Below are 15187 nucleotides of genomic sequence, written 5' to 3' on the forward strand. Positions count from 1 at the left end.
TGCGCGACCCGGCGGCTCAGACCTAGTGGTTGTCGCGCGGCAGGCCCATCGTCTGGGCGATGCGCTGGTATTTCTCCGCACCTTCGAGGATGGCACCGGTTTCCATCTGGCCGACCGTGGCGCGCTGAATTTCCTGCCACGGCGTCTGCGAGCGCGGGAAGGCATAGCCGCCCGCCGCAGTCAGCGTGCGGCGCCGCTCGGCGAGTTCCTCATCGGAGATCAGGACATCGGCGCTGCCCTTGCCGAGATCGATGCGAACCCGGTCGCCGGTGCGGATCAGCGCGAGGCCGCCCATCGCCGCCGCCTCGGGGCTGGCATTGAGGATCGACGGCGAGCCCGACGTGCCCGACTGGCGACCGTCGCCGATGCAGGGAAGCGCATGGACGCCCTCGCGGATCAGATAGGCGGGCGGACGCATGTTGACGACTTCGGCGGCACCCGGATAGCCGATCGGGCCGGCACCGCGCATGAACAGCAGCGTATCGGTGGTGATGCCGAGCGACGGATCGTCGATCCGGTGGTGATAGTCCTCGGGGCCGTCGAACACGACCGCGGGGCCTTCGAACGCTTCGGGATCGTCAGGATTGCTGAGATAGCGTTCGCGGAATTCCGGCGAGATGACGCTCGTCTTCATGATCGCGCTGTCGAACAGATTGCCACGCAGGACGATGAAGCCGGCATCCTGCAGTAGCGGGGTCGCGAACGGGCGGATGACGCGCTCGTCCTCGATCGTCGCGGTGCGGCAATTGTCGCCGATGCTCTTGCCGTTGGCGGTCATCGCGTCTTCGTGAATCAGGCCCTGCTTCATCAGCTCGGCGACCACCGCTGGCACCCCGCCGGCATGGTAATAATCCTCGCCGAGATACTCGCCGGCGGGCTGAAGGTTGACCATCAGCGGGACCTTGTGACCGTGCGTCTGCCAGTCGTCGATCGGCAGGTCGACGCCGATATGGCGCGCGATCGCGGCGAGGTGGATCGGCGCGTTGGTCGATCCGCCGATCGCCGAATTGACGACGATCGCGTTGTGGAACGCCTCCCTGGTCAGGATGTCGCTGGGCTTCAGATCCTCGGCGACCATGTCGACGATGCGCTTGCCGGTCTTGTACGCGACCTCCTGGCGATCGCGGTAGGGCGCGGGGATCGCGGCCGAGCCGGGCAGCTGCATGCCGAGCGCCTCGGCAAGGCTGTTCATCGTCGTCGCGGTGCCCATCGTGTTGCAATAGCCGGTCGAGGGCGCCGACGAGGCGACGAGCTTGATGAAACCTTCATCGTCGATCGCGCCGGTCGCGAGCAGCTCGCGCGCCTTCCACACGATCGTCCCCGAGCCGGTCCGCTCGCCCTTGTGCCAGCCGTTGAGCATCGGCCCGACCGACAGCGCGATGGCGGGAATGTTGACCGTCGCCGCCGCCATCAGGCAGGCGGGCGTCGTCTTGTCGCAGCCGATCGTCAGCACGACGCCGTCGAGCGGATAGCCGTAGAGCACCTCGACCAGCGCCAGATAGGCGAGGTTGCGGTCGAGCCCGGCGGTCGGGCGCTTTCCGGTCTCCTGGATCGGGTGGACCGGGAATTCGAGCGCGATCCCGCCCGCCTCGCGAATGCCTTCGCGCAGCCGTTCGGCGAGCACGAGATGATGGCGGTTGCAGGGGCTGAGGTCGCTGCCGGTCTGGGCGATGCCGATGATCGGCTTGCCCGAGCGCAGTTCCTCAAGGCTCAATCCGAAGTTCAGATAGCGCTCCAGATAGAGCGCGGTCATGTCGATATTCTCGGGATTGTCGAACCACGCGCGGCTGCGGAGTTTGGGCAAGTCGGTCATGAGAGGCTTTCCGGGGTAAGCAGGTCGAATATCAGCGAGCGACGGAGACGCGGTAGATCATGGCGTGATGATAGGGCTTGCCCGGATCGACACGCGCAGAGACAAAATTCGGCTTGTTCGGTGCGTCCGGAAATTTCTGCGGTTCCAGCGCGATACCATCGCCCATCCGGTAGAGATGGCCGTGCTTGCCGATGAACGTCCCGTCAAGAAAATTGCCGGTGTAGAATTGTACGCCCGGCTCGGTCGACAGGACTTCGAGCACACGGCCCGACGCAGGGTCCTCGAGCCGCGCGGCGAGCTCGGGCTTGGCGGTAACGCCCTTGTCGAGCGCGAAATTGTGATCGTAGCCGTGGCCGTAGCGGATCTGCTGGTCGCGACCGTCGCGAAGCCCTTCGCCGACGATCCGGCCGTTGCGGAAGTCGAACACGGTCCCCTGGACGGGCTGCAACGCACCGGTCGGGATCAGCTTGTCGTCGACCGGCGTGATCGCCTTGGCGGGGATCGTCAGTCGGTGACCGTTCGCGCCCATCGCCGATCCCTCGCCACCAAGGTCGAAGATCGCGTGATTGGTCATGTTCACGATCGTCGGCTTGTCGGTCCTGGCATCATAGGCGATGCCCAGATTGCCCGCTTCGTCGAGCGTATAGGTGACGGTGACGTCGAGGTTGCCCGGATAGCCGGACTCGCCATCCGCGCTGCGGTGGCCGAGCACGAGCGTCGCGGTCGGGCCGTCCTTGATCGACAGGACTTTCCACGCGACCTTGTCGAAACCCTTGCCGCCGCCGTGCAGCGAATTGACCTTGTCGTTGAGCGGCAGCTGATAGGCCTTGCCGTCGAGTGTGAAGCGGCCGCCGGCGATGCGGTTGGCGAAGCGCCCGACCGTCACGCCGAAGAAATTGGGATGGTCGACATAGGAGGCGAGGTCGTCATAGCCGAGCACGACGTCGGCGACCTTGCCGGCCCGGTCGGGCGCCATCAGCGATTGCAGCGTCGCGCCGTAGGACAGGATGCGCGCCGAGACGCCGTGCGCGTTGCTGAGCGTGATCGCCTCAATCGCCGTGCCGTCGCGCAGCGTACCCGCGGGGGTGCGCTTGGCATCGGCCGCGTTCGCCGCTGGCGCTGCCAGAGCGGCTAAGAGAGTTGCCAAGATGATCCCCGTTTTTCCGATTCCGCTCATTCCGGTTCCTATCCTGATCGTCTGACGCCGTTGACGCGCCTTATGGGGGTATATAGTCGGACAATATATTTCTGAGCAAGCCATGCGGGAAAAGACTGATGCTCAGTCGCCGACATGGCACGGAGGATGATGACTATGGCGATGCCGATACAGACGCACCGGACGATCGCAGGCGCTGCACCGGGGGCAGGGGGCAGCGCGGAGGGGCCGAGTTACCGATCCGCGCTGACCTTGCTGGCCAGCCTGTTCTTCATGTGGGGCTTCATCACGGTCATCAACAACACGCTGCTGCCGCATCTGCGCAGCGTGTTCGACCTCAGCTACACACAGACCACGCTGATCGAGAGCGTCTGGTTCATCGCCTATTTCTTCGCGTCGATCCCGTCCGCCAAGCTGATCGAGCGCGTCGGCTATCAGCGCGCGATGGTGTTCGGGCTCGCGATGATGGCCGCCGGTGCTCTGATGATGGTGCCCGCCGCGCGGCTGCCGTCTTATGGCGTGACGCTGTTCGCCCTGTTCGTGATCGCCAGCGGCATCACGCTGCTTCAGGTCGCGGCGAACCCCTATGTCGCGGTCGTCGGCCCGCCCGAGACCGCGTCGTCGCGGCTGAACCTGGTCCAGGCGTTCAATTCGGCGGGCGCGACGCTCGCGCCCTTATTCGGCGGCTATCTGATCCTCGGCCGCTCGACCTCGGGCACGGCGGTCGCCGGTTCCACCGCGGTACTGACGCCCGCCGAGCGACTGGCCGACGCGCAGTCGGTCGTGCTGCCCTATCTCATCGTCGCGGGCGTGCTGGTCGTGCTCGCGGTCGTCATCGCACGCTTTCCGTTGCCGGCGATGGGGGCAGCGACGCAGCGTTCGGCAAAGGCCGATCGCAAGGGCCTGTCGCTCTGGTCGCATCGCAACCTCGTCCTCGGCATCCCGGCGATCTTCATCTACCTGATCGCCGAGATCGGCGTCGCCAACCTGTTCATCAACTTCGTCAGCCAGCCGGAGATCGGCAATCTGACGCACGAGCAGGCCGCGCATTATCTGTTCATCCTGTGGGGTGGAATGATGGTCGGGCGGCTGGTCGGCAGCGTCATCATGCGCAGCGTGCCCGCCGAGCGCGTCCTGGCGCTGGCCAGCATCGGCGCGTTCGTCGTGATGCTGGTCGCCACCTTCACCACCGGGCACGTCGCGATGTGGGCGCTGATCTCGGTCGGGCTGTTCCATTCGATCATGTTCCCGACGATCTTCACGCTCGGCATCCGGGGGCTCGGACCGCTGACGGAAGAGGGGTCGGGGCTGCTGATCATGGCGATCGCGGGTGGTGCGCTGGTGATCGTGCAGGGCTGGCTCGCGGACCGTTATGGCCTGCAGATCTCGTTCCTGCTGACCGCGGCGTGTGAACTCTACATCCTGTTCTACGCGCTCTGGGGATCGCGCGTGACGCATGCGCTGCCCGAACCGGTCGCGGTCGGATGATCCGGATATCGGCGATGCAGCGCGTTCAGCGCTGCATCGCCGCCTTCGTATCTTCCAGTGCCAGGTCGACCAGCGTGCGCATCGCGGCACTTGCCGCCGCGGCATCGCCGGCTGCGATCGCGTCATAGACCAGCACATGATCGGGGATCGGGTTGCGGGGCAGCGCGCGGGCGCGTTGCTTGTATTGCGTGGTCCAGTTGACCGCCGCGCCGATGCTGGCGCTCAGCACGATCAGCGCATCGTTCCGCGTCGCGGTCAGCACGGCGTCGTGGAATTCGCGATCCGCCGCGCGGCCTGCCTCGGTCGCGAGCGTGTGGCGACGCATCGCGGTGAGCGCGTCCTTCATGATCTTCAGATCGGCGCGGTCGCGACGCTCGGCCGCCAGCGCGGCGGCGGCCGGTTCGACGATCGCGCGCAACTCGAACAGGTCGCGCACGAACATGATGTCGGGCTCGGCCGCGAATGCCCAGGCGAGCACGTCGGGATCGAGCAGGTTCCACCGGCTACGGGGCAGGACGCGCGTGCCGATCTTGGGCCGGCTCTCGACCAGCCCCTTGGCAGTCAGCACCTGGACAGCCTCGCGGTACGCGCTTCGCGACACGTCGAGCGTCTTCGAGAAATCGACTTCCCCGGCCAGCGTGTCGCCGGGCGCATATTCGCCCGACAGGATCGCGGTGCCCAGCTTGTGCGCCACCGCGCCGTGCAGGCGGCGGCCGGTCCCCCGGGGGCTGCGTGCTGTTCCGGCGTCGGTCACAATCTCCTGTGGATCGTCGTCGTTGATCGTCATAGCGCCTGCTCCATCATCACGGCGTAACAGTCCGCGTGCCATCAAGGAACGCCAAAAGATTGCTAAATCGGGCCATTGCGCATAAGTCTGAGTATAAGGGAGCTACTATCCATGACTGATATCCAGACGACCGAGACGGCCGGCAACGACGCGTTCCGTTCGATCGACGCGGCGACGGGGCTCGCGACCGGCGAGGCCTTTGCGGTCCACGGCGCTGATGACGTTGCGACGGCCTGTGCTGCCGCCGACGCGGCATTCGATGCGTATCGCGCGACCGACAATGCAGCCCGCGCGGACTTTCTCGAACGGATCGGCGAAGAGATCGTCGCGCTCGGCGACACGCTGATCGTCACTGCGATGCGCGAAAGCGGCTTGCCGCGCGCGCGGCTCGAGGGCGAGCGGGGTCGTACCGTCGGCCAGCTGAAGCTGTTTGCCGGCGTCGTGCGCCGCGGCGGCTGGATGGGTGTCCGGATCGACCCGGCGCTGCCCGACCGCGCACCCTTGCCGCGTCCCGACCTGCGCCTGCGGATGATCCCGCTCGGCCCGGTCGCGGTGTTCGGCGCGAGCAATTTCCCGCTCGCCTTCTCGACCGCGGGTGGTGATACCGCCTCCGCGCTCGCTGCCGGCTGCCCCGTCGTCGTCAAGGGACATCCGGCGCACCCCGCGACCGGCGCGATGGTCGCTGGCGCGATCGAGGCGGCGGTTGCTGCCTGCGGCCTGCCAAAGGGTGTGTTCTCGCATCTGGTCGGCCCCGGCAACGATCTGGGCAGCACGCTGGTCCAGGATCCGCGGATCGCTGCGGTCGGCTTCACCGGGTCGCGCGCTGGCGGCCTGGCACTCGTCAAGCTGGCGCAGGCGCGCGACGTGCCGATCCCGGTCTATGCCGAGATGTCGAGCATCAATCCCGTCGTGCTGCTGCCCGAGGCGCTGAAAGCGCGCGGCGCGGCGCTGGGTACGGCCTTCGTCGGGTCGCTGACGATGGGCGCGGGGCAGTTCTGCACCAATCCCGGTCTAGTCCTCGCCATCGAGGGCGACGGGCTCGATGCGTTTGTCGCAGCGGCAGCCACTGCGCTTCCCGACGCACCGGCGGCGACCATGCTCACCGGCGGCATCCATGCCGCGTACCAGAAGGGCGTCGAGGCTCTCGCGGGCCATGACGCGGTCAAGACGATCGCACAGGGCAAGGTCGGCGAAGGTGTCGCACAGGGGCAGGCGGCGTTCTTCGAAACCACCGCCGCGCAGTTCCTGAGCGACGCGGCGCTGGGGCATGAGGTGTTCGGGGCGTCGTCGCTGCTGGTCCGCTGCGCAGACGAGAACGAGCTCCATGCCGTGCTGCGCGCCGCGGAAGGTCAGCTGACCGCGACGATCCAGATGGACGCGGGCGATGCCGGGATGGCGTCGCGTCTGATCCCGCTGCTCGAGCGCAAGGCGGGGCGGATCCTGGCCAATGGCTGGCCGACGGGCGTCGAGGTCGCGCATGCGATGGTCCATGGCGGACCGTTCCCGGCGACGTCGGACGGTCGCACCACCTCGGTCGGCAGCCTGGCAATCGACCGCTTCCTGCGGCCGGTATCCTACCAGAACCTGCTGCCGGAATTGCTGCCCGCCTGCGTGCGTGACGACACGGACGCGCCGCGGCTGATGGACGGCGTCGTCGCCGGCTGACCCGCCAATTCCCTGCATGATGACGTCCGGGCGAACCGTAACAGCGGCACCCGGAAAGGAGAGGATGATGAGCTTGCGCCTGTTGCAGCATGTTGGCGTCGACGGCACGCGATCGGTGATCGCGGCCACCAGCGCCGGGGCGGCTTTCGTTCCCGGCGTAGATAGCGTCCGTACGCTTGCCGAACGCGCGATCGCCGATGGAACCGATCTCGCCGCCGCGGTTGCGGCGTATGGGACGGGCGCCAGCGTCGACATCGCGGCCGAACTGGCGGCCGGTCGTCTGATGTCGCCGATCGATCATGTCGACCCGGCGCACGTCGTCATGACGGGTACCGGGCTGACGCACCTCGGATCGGCCGAGGGGCGCGACAAGATGCACCGTGCCGCGGCGGATGCCGAAAAACAGACCGATTCGATGCGGATGTTCCTGGAGGGCGTCGAGCGCGGCAAGCCCGGGCCGGGCGAGCGTGGCCAGCAGCCCGAATGGTTCTACAAGGGGGACGGTTCGAGTCTCGTCGCGCCGGGTGCGGCACTCAAGATGCCCGATTTCGCCGAAGATGGCGGCGAGGAGCCCGAGCTTGCCGGGATCTACCTGATCGGCGCTGACGGCACGCCGTTCCGGCTCGGCCTGTGTCTGGCCAACGAGTTCAGCGATCACGTGACCGAGCGGCATAATTACCTCTGGCTCGCGCATTCCAAGCTGCGCCAGGCGTCGCTCGGCCCGGAGCTGCTGGTCGGCACGCCGCCCGAGCATGTCGAGGGAATGAGCCGGATCCACCGCGACGGCGCTGTCCTGTGGGAGAAGCCTTTTCTTTCGGGCGAGGCCAACATGTCGCACAGCATCGCCAATCTCGAGGCGCATCATTTCAAATATGACCTGTTCCGCCGCCCGGGCGACATTCACGTCCATTTCTTCGGGACCGCGACGCTGTCGTTCGCCGAGGGCGTGACGACGCGTGAAGGCGACGTGTTCGAGATCGAGGCTGCGCCCTTCACGCTGCCGCTGCGCAACACGCTGACCAGGGCCGCGCCGCGGTCGGTTTCGGTAAAGGCGCTTTGAGCGTGGCAGCCATTCGCATCGCCGTCGTCGGCATGGGCAAGATCGCGCGCGACCAGCATCTCCCGTCGATCGCCGGCAACGCCGAATTCGAGCTCGTCGCCAGCGTCAGCCCGCGGGATCCGGGCGTCGAGGGCGTCGCCAACTTCAGGTCGCTCGAGGCGCTGCTCACCGACGGTCCGGCCATCGACGCGATCGCGCTCTGCACGCCGCCGCAGGTGCGCTATTCGCTCGCCACGATGGCGCTCGACAAGGGCCTGCACGTGTTCCTCGAAAAGCCGCCGGGCGCGACACTCGCCGAGGTCGATGCGCTCGAGTCTCAGGCCGCACAGACCGGCGCGACGCTGTTCGCCGGCTGGCATTCGCGGTTCGCGGCGGGTGTCGCACCCGCCAAGGCCTGGCTTGCCGACCGTCGCATCGACCGCGTGTCGATCGTCTGGCGCGAAGACGTCCGGGTCTGGCATCCTGGCCAGGCGTGGATCTGGGAGCCGGGCGGGCTTGGCGTGTTCGATCCTGGCATCAATGCCTTGTCGATCGCGACGGAGATCCTGCCCGAGCCGTTCTTCCTCGCGTCCGCGACGCTGTCGACACCGGCCAATCGTGCCGCGCCGATCGCCGCCGATCTCGCCTTCCGCAGTGCGTCGGGCACGCCGATCACGATGGATCTCGACTGGCGTCAGACCGGCCCGCAAAGCTGGGACATCGTCGTCGACACCGACGCCGGCACGCTCCGTCTCGCCAGAGGGGGCGCGGTGCTCACGCTGCCCGAGAGCAGCAGCGAGCATGACGATGCCGAATATGCCGGGCTCTACGCGCGTTTCGCCGCCCTGGTCCGTGACGGGCGCAGCGAGGTCGACACGACCCCCTTCACGCTCGTCGCCGACGCGTTCCTGCGTGGCACCCGCGTCTCGGTCGCGGCGTTCGACGACTAGGACCGCGGGTGCGATGGCCCGCGGTCCTGCTCGGCCGTGGGTTAAAGCCTCAGGCCGAGACCGACGCCGAAGACGAGCGGATCGAGATTGATCTTCACGGTCTGCGTACCGATTGCCGTCGTACGCAGGCGGGCGCTCGTGTCGATGCCGATATATTTGACGTCGAGATTGAGAAAGACCTTCGGCGTGATGTCGACATCGACCCCGGCCTGCGCCGCCCAGCCAAAGCTGTCCTTCATACGCACCCGCGTCCGCCCGACCGCCTTTTCGAGACCCGCCGAGGCATCCTCGTTCCAGAACATCGTGTAGTTCAGCCCGGCCCCGACATAGGGACGGATCGAGCCGCGTGGGTTGAGGTGATATTGCGCGGTCAGCGTCGGGGGCAGCACCCAGGTCGAGGCCAGCTTGCCGATCGATCCGGTCGTCCCGCTACGCCCGCTGGCGCTGTGCTTGGTCGTCGCGGCGATCAGTTCGAAGCCGATCTGGTCGGTGGCCATATAGGTGACGTCGACCTCAGGCATCGCGCTGTTGTCGACGCTGACGCGCTCGCCGGAGAAAGTCGGGAGGATCCCGCCCGAGCGTTCGTTCGGCGCGACGAGGATCGCGCGCAGGCGGACGAGGACGTCGCCGGCCTTGATACCGGTGCGCGGTGCCGGGTCCTGCGCCATGGCCGGCGTGGCGATGCCGAGGCCGGCGGCGGCTAGAACTACGCCGATGGAAAGATGCTTCATTGCCCGACTCCTGATTGGGATGCGTTCGGGCTAGGCGTGCGGCGAGGCGGGGGCGTTGATCACGGCCAAACGCGGATTTGATGCCGATCAAAGACCAGTCGAAGGGGACATCGCACCCATCATCGCATGTGGACCTATCACCCCGAACTGCTCGCGACACCCGTGCCGCGCTACACCAGCTATCCGACGGCTGCCGAATTCGGCGACGATGTCGGTCCGGTCGACATGGAGGAGGCGCTGGCGGCGATCGCGCCGGGGACGGTCGTTTCGCTGTATCTGCACATCCCCTATTGCCGGGACATATGCTGGTATTGCGGATGCAATACGGGGGCGGCGAACCGCGCCGCGCGGCTCGCCACCTATGTCGAACGGCTCGAACGCGAGATCGCACTCGTCGCGCAGCGGGTGCGCGGTATCCGCGTGGGATGGATCGCGTTCGGCGGCGGCAGTCCGAACGCGATCCCGCCGGCGGCGTTTCTCCGGCTCGTCGAAAACGTCAGGACGGCGTTCGACTGCACCGATGCGATACTATCGGTCGAGGTCGATCCGCGTGGCTTCGACCGCGACTGGGCGGGGGCGATCGGGCGGGCAGGGGTGTCGCGGGTCAGCCTCGGCGTCCAGACGCTCGACCCTCAGGTCCAGGCGGCGATCGGGCGTGTGCAGCCGTCGGAGGATATCCGTCGCACGACCGCGCTGTTGCGCGATGCCGGTGTCGGGTCGATCAATTTCGATCTCATGTATGGCCTGCCGCAACAGTCCGAGCAGAGCCTGCGCGCCAGCATCGTCGAGAGCATCGCGATGGCCCCCGACCGGCTCGCGGTGTTCGGCTATGCGCACGTCCCGCACCTCGTACCGCGCCAGCGACGTATCGTCGCGGACGGGCTGGCGGGGACAGCGGAGCGCTTTGCGCAGGCGGCCCTGGCGCATCGCATGCTGGTCGATACCGGCTATGCCCCGGTCGGGTTCGACCATTTCGCCCGACCGGGCGATGCGCTCGCGCAGGCGGCGGCGAGCGGCGGCCTGCGCCGCAACTTCCAGGGTTTCACCGAAGACCCGGCGGAGATCCTGATCGGTCTGGGCGCCAGCGCGATCAGCGACTTTCCCGACCGGATCCTGCAGACCGAGAAGAATACGGGGCGCTACGGCATGCGGATCGATGCCGGAGCCCTGGCAACCTGTCGCGGGCTGCGGCGCAGTCCCGAGGACAGGCTGCGCGGCCGGGCGATCGAGACGATCCTGACCCGGGGCACGGCCGACCTGACCGCGCTGGATGGCGGGGCCGATATCCGTATGCGGCTAACGCCGTTCGAACGGTACGGGCTGATCGCCTGGGAGGGGAGCGTGCTCCGCCTGACCGACGACGCGCTTCCCTATGCTCGCGTCATTGCGAGCAGTCTGGACGCGTACCGGCAGACCCCGTCGGCACGGTTCAGCCATGCGGTCTAGCGGGGCGATCGTGACGCTGCCGCCGCGCTGTGCCGCCTGCAACGTACGCGACGATGCGCTGTGTGCGACGCTCGAAGACGCGGGCCTGGTCGCGCTGCACGGGATCGGCCGACGGCGGACGATGCCGGTAGGGCAGGTGCTGGTCTGGAGCGGGGATCCGAACGCGATCTGCGCCACCGTCGTGTCGGGGGTGCTGAAGGCGATGCGCGCGGGGCCGGAGGGTCACGAACACATTGTCGGCCTCGCCTTTGCCGGAGATTTCGTCGGCGACCTGTTTGCCGACACCGTGAACGAGACGATCCGGGTGATCACCGATGCGGAGCTGTGCGTGTACCCGCGCGCGGCGCTGCAAAACATGCTCGACGCGCATCCGGCGATGGAACGCCTGTTGCTGCACCGCGCGCTCGGTGCGCTCGACGACGCGCGGATGTGGATGTTGATGCTGGGACGCAAGGCCGCAGGCGCGCGGATCGCCACGTTCCTGCTGGAAATGGCACGGCGGATGGGTCAGCCGGGCCTGGCCCGCTTCGACCTGCCGATGAGCCGGTCGGAGGTCGGCGCGTTGCTGGGGATGACGATCGAGACCGTCAGCCGGCAGATGACATCCTTGAAACGCCGCGGGGTCGTCGCCCTGCCGGGCGGGCGCGGCGTCATCATCCTCGATCGGGCGCTGCTCGCGCGGGCCGCAGCAGGCTGAGTGACAGCCTCCGGAGCCGCTGCTAGGCGGCGCTGCGCCGGTCCGATCCCGCCTGTGTCAGGTCGAAACGCCGGGGGCAGAGGGCGACGAGCGCCGGGCGGTGGCTCACGAGGATCAGCCCCTGTCCGGTCGTGTCGAGGCGCTGCGCCAGTCGGACCGCGAGCAGCTTTTCGGTCGTGCGGTCCAGCCCCTCGCTCGGCTCGTCGAGCACGAGCCACGGCGCGAGCGAGCAATAGGCACGCGCAACCGCGAGACGGCGGCGCTCCCCGCCCGACAGGCGTGCGCCGTTTTCACCGACCCACGCGTCGAGTCCGTGATCGAGCGCGCGAACCCGATCGTCGAGCACCGCGTCGTGCAGCGCCCGCCACAGCGTGGCATCGTCGGCATCGGGGTTGGCCAGCATCAGATTGTCGCGCACCGTACCCGACAGCAGCGCGGCATCCTGTGGTGCCCAGGCGAAGCTGCGTCGCGATATCTCTGACGGGATCAGGCCGATATCGAGCCCGTCCAGCCAGATCTCGCCAGGCGCGCTTGGCCGCAACGACAGCAGCCGTTCGACGAGCGTCGTCTTGCCGATCCCCGAGGGGCCGGTCAGCGCGACCCGATCGCCCCGCCGCCCGTGACACGTCCCCGCCGACAGGACGAACTGCAGTGCGCTACGGCTAGGACGGGTCGTGTCCAGCAAGTCGCGCGGAGATGCATTCTGCGGGTAAGTCTCTGTGCTTTCATGGGTTTCCAGAATATCGTCGAGCCGGTCGCGTGCCGCGCGCATGCGACCTCGCTCGATCATCGCGCGCAACACCGGCGTTCCCGCGTCGATCGTCATCGCCGCTGCCAGCGCCGCCAGTGCAGCCCGTGGCGCCCCCGATCCCGCCGACAGGATCGCGGCGATGGCGGCGGCGATACCGACGGCCGTCGCATGCAGCAGGTCCAGCCATCCGGCAGCTTCTGTCTGCGCACGCTGCGCGGCGGCGAGCGCACGGCTTCGATCGTCGACCTGCGCAGCGGCCCAGGGCTCGAGCCCGAAGCATCGCAGTTCGGGGGCGGCGTTGGCAAGGCCCGCGAACGTCTCGCGCAGTGCCCCGGCAGCATATTGCACCGCCTGGCCGAGCGGCGCGCTACGACGGGCAAGCCGGTCGGCAACGATCAGGAGCACCGCCATGCAGCACGCGGTGGCGATCGAGGCTGCGACGCTGCCGAGCGATACGAGCCCGAGCCCCGCGATCAGCGCGGCGGCGACGCCCCAGGGGGCGGACTGGCGTACAAACTGCATTTCCATCGCATCGACGTCGCCGATCAGCCGGGCGGTCGCCTCGCCCGTCCCGAAGGCCAGCGCGGTACCAGCGGGCTGTGCTGCGAGCGCGCGGAAGATGGCCGGGCGTATCCGCGCGAGCGCGCCGAACGCCGCCTCGTGGCTGGCGAGGCGCTCGCCGTAGCGTGCGCCGGTCCGCAGGATGGCGAGAAGCCGGATTTCCGCGCTCGGCAACATGTAGTTGAACGCGAGCGCTGCCGCCGGGCCCGCCAGACCGGCGATCGCGGCGGCGGTGATGAACCAGCCCGACAGCCCGAGCAGCAGGACCGACGCTGCCGCGACGATTGCGGCGAGCAGCGCGGCGCGTGCGAGAAGCGGGCGCTGCGCATGTCGCTCCTGCGCGAGCAACCTGTCGAGTGGACCGGTCACGCGGGGTCTCCAAGCCGAACCACATGATCGGCGATGCCGGCCAGGCGGTCGCTATGCGTCGCGATCAGCGTCGTCCGGCCGCGACAGGCGGCCGCGATCGTCGTGACCAGCGCAATCTCCGACAGCGCATCAAGATGTGCCGTCGGTTCGTCGAGCAGCAGGATCGGCGCGGGCTTGAGCATGGCGCGCGCCAGGGCAAGCCGCCGCCGTTCGCCACCGCACAGGCCGCCGCCGCGCGCATCGAGCCGCGTGTCGAGACCGGCCGCCATCCGACCGCCGCCGCGTGCCATCAGCATCGGCCGAAGACCGGCCTGCACCACCGCGCGGTCGATCGCATCGTCGGTGGCATCGGGGCAGGCAAGGCGCAGGTTTTCGCGGATCGTGCCGGCGATGATTAACGGATGCTGGCCAGCCCAGGATGCGCGCGGCGCGAGCGAACCGCCGGGTGGGATTCGCTGGCCGTCGATCACGACATCGCCCGCTACCAGCGGGGCCAGGCCGAGCAGCAGGTGCAGCGCGCTGGTCTTGCCGCTGCCCGATGGTCCGGTCAGCACGACGATGCGGCCCGGCGGGACATCGAACGACAGGTCGGACACGGCGTCCTGTTCCGCGTCGGGATAGCGGATCGCGACCGACCTGAACGCCAGTGCGGGCAGAGCGGGCAGATCGGGGCGCAGAGCGCGTGGTGTCGGTGGCAGCGACGCGGGCATGGTAGAGACGGGAATGGGCGCGGGCAGGGCGATCAGGCGATCCGCCGCCGTCTCGGCCGCCTGCTTGTCGTGATAGGTGGCGGCGAGACGGCGCATCGGCGCGTAGAATTCGGGCGCGAGTGCCAGCACGAAGAAGGCGCGGCCGAGATCGATCTGCTCGGGCACTTGGAAGGGCAGGAGGTGGAGCAGGTTGAACCCGCAATAGACCGCGACCAGCGCGACCGAGAGTGCAGCGAAGAACTCCAGCGCGCCCGAGCACAGGAAGGCGACGCGCAGCACGCCCATCGTCCGCGCCGCCAGTTCGTCCGCTGCGACCCCCAGCGCGTGCGCCTCGCGGTCCTCGGCGCCGAACGCAAGGACGACCGGCAGCGCCCGCACCCGGTCCGCGAACCGCCCGGTCAGCCGGGCCAGCGCCGTGAACTGGCGCCGGGATTTGTCCGCGGCCGCGCCCCCCGCAAGCGCCATCGCGACGATGAACGGTATGAGCGTGACGACCAGGATACCCGCGGCGACGGGGCTGGCAAATGCCGTCGCGATCAGGATCAGGAAGGGGGCGATGGCGCCCGCTTTGCGCGCGGGCAGGAAGTGCGCGATATAGCCGTCGAGCGCGTCCACCTCGTCCACCACCGCGGCCATCAGGACACCCGTGGTCGTCGGCGCACCGGGGTCGCGGTGCAGCGCCGACGCGACGATCCGGCGACGCAGCGTCACCTTGGCGACTTCGGCCTGGCGGGCGCCCGTGCGCGTCGCGAGCATGACGACGAGACCGCGAAGGCCGCCGGACAGGACGACGAGCGCGACCCAGGGCAGGATCGCGGCGGCACCGGCCGGAACCGCGACGATCGCCCCCGCCAGGCCGCCGGCAAAGCCGATTGCGGCAATGCTGTCGAGCATGAGCCACGCCGCCGCCGCATCGCCGCGGCGACCGCCCTGGGCGATGGTCTTGAGCCACTGGCGACGCGCGCGCGGCGTCGGGTCGGTGGATGCGAGGTCGCTCGAAGATAGTGCCATCATGGACGCGCTT

General features: G+C 68.3%; 12 protein-coding genes. 6 read left to right on the plus strand and 6 right to left on the minus strand.

Annotation, left to right across the window (positions count from 1 at the left end):
- Positions 1 to 22: 22 nt before the first annotated feature.
- Positions 23 to 1813: an IlvD/Edd family dehydratase gene (locus tag GV027_RS00810; protein ID WP_159510643.1), complete on the minus strand. Its 1791-nt coding sequence runs from the start codon at positions 1811 to 1813 to the stop codon at positions 23 to 25.
- A 31-nt stretch (positions 1814 to 1844) separates the two neighbouring features.
- Entirely contained in the window at positions 1845 to 2990 is a 1146-nt protein-coding gene (locus tag GV027_RS00815; protein ID WP_159510644.1) for an aldose epimerase family protein, read from the minus strand.
- Between the two features lie 135 nt (positions 2991 to 3125).
- On the opposite strand from GV027_RS00815, the gene GV027_RS00820 reads away from it, so the two are divergent.
- Entirely contained in the window at positions 3126 to 4457 is a 1332-nt protein-coding gene (locus GV027_RS00820; RefSeq protein ID WP_159510645.1) for a sugar MFS transporter, read from the plus strand.
- 25 nt (positions 4458 to 4482) lie between these two features.
- Here GV027_RS00820 and GV027_RS00825 read toward each other — a convergent pair whose 3' ends face one another.
- On the minus strand, positions 4483 to 5244 hold the full coding sequence (locus GV027_RS00825) for a FadR/GntR family transcriptional regulator (protein WP_056407587.1): 762 nt from the start codon (positions 5242 to 5244) through the stop codon (positions 4483 to 4485).
- A 111-nt stretch (positions 5245 to 5355) separates the two neighbouring features.
- On the opposite strand from GV027_RS00825, the gene GV027_RS00830 reads away from it, so the two are divergent.
- The 3 genes from GV027_RS00830 (at position 5356) to GV027_RS00840 (ending at position 8898) form a co-directional block, all read left to right on the plus strand.
- Positions 5356 to 6909: an aldehyde dehydrogenase (NADP(+)) gene (locus GV027_RS00830; protein WP_159510646.1), complete on the plus strand. Its 1554-nt coding sequence runs from the start codon at positions 5356 to 5358 to the stop codon at positions 6907 to 6909.
- Between the two features lie 67 nt (positions 6910 to 6976).
- Entirely contained in the window at positions 6977 to 7969 is a 993-nt protein-coding gene (gene araD1 / locus GV027_RS00835; RefSeq protein ID WP_159510647.1) for an AraD1 family protein, read from the plus strand.
- Positions 7970 to 7971: 2 nt separating this feature from the next.
- On the plus strand, positions 7972 to 8898 hold the full coding sequence (locus GV027_RS00840) for a Gfo/Idh/MocA family protein (protein WP_159510648.1): 927 nt from the start codon (positions 7972 to 7974) through the stop codon (positions 8896 to 8898).
- Positions 8899 to 8939: 41 nt separating this feature from the next.
- On the opposite strand, the gene GV027_RS00845 is transcribed toward GV027_RS00840, so the two are convergent.
- Positions 8940 to 9629, minus strand: a complete 690-nt coding sequence (locus GV027_RS00845) for an OmpW/AlkL family protein (protein ID WP_159510649.1) — start codon at positions 9627 to 9629, stop codon at positions 8940 to 8942.
- 126 nt (positions 9630 to 9755) lie between these two features.
- Between GV027_RS00845 and GV027_RS00850 the strand changes: the two genes are divergently transcribed.
- A complete protein-coding gene (locus GV027_RS00850) occupies positions 9756 to 11075 on the plus strand; it encodes a radical SAM protein (protein WP_159510650.1) in 1320 nt (439 codons plus the stop codon).
- Positions 11065 to 11772 carry a Crp/Fnr family transcriptional regulator gene (locus tag GV027_RS00855; RefSeq protein WP_159510651.1) on the plus strand — a complete coding sequence of 236 codons (708 nt, stop codon included), beginning with the start codon at positions 11065 to 11067 and terminating at the stop codon, positions 11770 to 11772. The genes GV027_RS00850 and GV027_RS00855 overlap by 11 nt, the downstream gene beginning before the upstream one ends.
- A gap of 22 nt (positions 11773 to 11794) precedes the next feature.
- Here GV027_RS00855 and GV027_RS00860 read toward each other — a convergent pair whose 3' ends face one another.
- The gene (locus GV027_RS00860) at positions 11795 to 13453 is read right to left on the minus strand and encodes an amino acid ABC transporter ATP-binding/permease protein (RefSeq protein WP_201302554.1); all 1659 of its coding nucleotides are present in this window, start codon (positions 13451 to 13453) and stop codon (positions 11795 to 11797) included.
- Complete coding sequence (gene cydD, locus GV027_RS00865) at positions 13450 to 15177, minus strand: thiol reductant ABC exporter subunit CydD (protein ID WP_236558984.1); 1728 nt, start codon at positions 15175 to 15177, stop codon at positions 13450 to 13452. The genes GV027_RS00860 and cydD overlap by 4 nt, the downstream gene beginning before the upstream one ends.
- Positions 15178 to 15187: the final 10 nt, after the last annotated feature.

Source organism: Sphingomonas sp. T1 (assembly GCF_902506585.1).
GTDB lineage: Bacteria > Pseudomonadota > Alphaproteobacteria > Sphingomonadales > Sphingomonadaceae > Sphingomonas > Sphingomonas aerolata.

What these genes read in the sequence shown, in the direction of transcription:
- GV027_RS00810 (WP_159510643.1), bottom strand. Translation starts at nt 1,813, where the DNA reads ATGACCGACTTGCCCAAACTCCGCAGCCGCGCGTGGTTCGACAATCCC.
- GV027_RS00815 (WP_159510644.1), bottom strand. Translation starts at nt 2,990, where the DNA reads ATGAGCGGAATCGGAAAAACGGGGATCATCTTGGCAACTCTCTTAGCC.
- GV027_RS00820 (WP_159510645.1), top strand. Translation starts at nt 3,126, where the DNA reads ATGGCGATGCCGATACAGACGCACCGGACGATCGCAGGCGCTGCACCG.
- GV027_RS00825 (WP_056407587.1), bottom strand. Translation starts at nt 5,244, where the DNA reads ATGACGATCAACGACGACGATCCACAGGAGATTGTGACCGACGCCGGA.
- GV027_RS00830 (WP_159510646.1), top strand. Translation starts at nt 5,356, where the DNA reads ATGACTGATATCCAGACGACCGAGACGGCCGGCAACGACGCGTTCCGT.
- araD1 (WP_159510647.1), top strand. Translation starts at nt 6,977, where the DNA reads ATGAGCTTGCGCCTGTTGCAGCATGTTGGCGTCGACGGCACGCGATCG.
- GV027_RS00845 (WP_159510649.1), bottom strand. Translation starts at nt 9,629, where the DNA reads ATGAAGCATCTTTCCATCGGCGTAGTTCTAGCCGCCGCCGGCCTCGGC.
- GV027_RS00850 (WP_159510650.1), top strand. Translation starts at nt 9,756, where the DNA reads ATGTGGACCTATCACCCCGAACTGCTCGCGACACCCGTGCCGCGCTAC.
- GV027_RS00855 (WP_159510651.1), top strand. Translation starts at nt 11,065, where the DNA reads ATGCGGTCTAGCGGGGCGATCGTGACGCTGCCGCCGCGCTGTGCCGCC.
- cydD (WP_236558984.1), bottom strand. Translation starts at nt 15,177, where the DNA reads ATGATGGCACTATCTTCGAGCGACCTCGCATCCACCGACCCGACGCCG.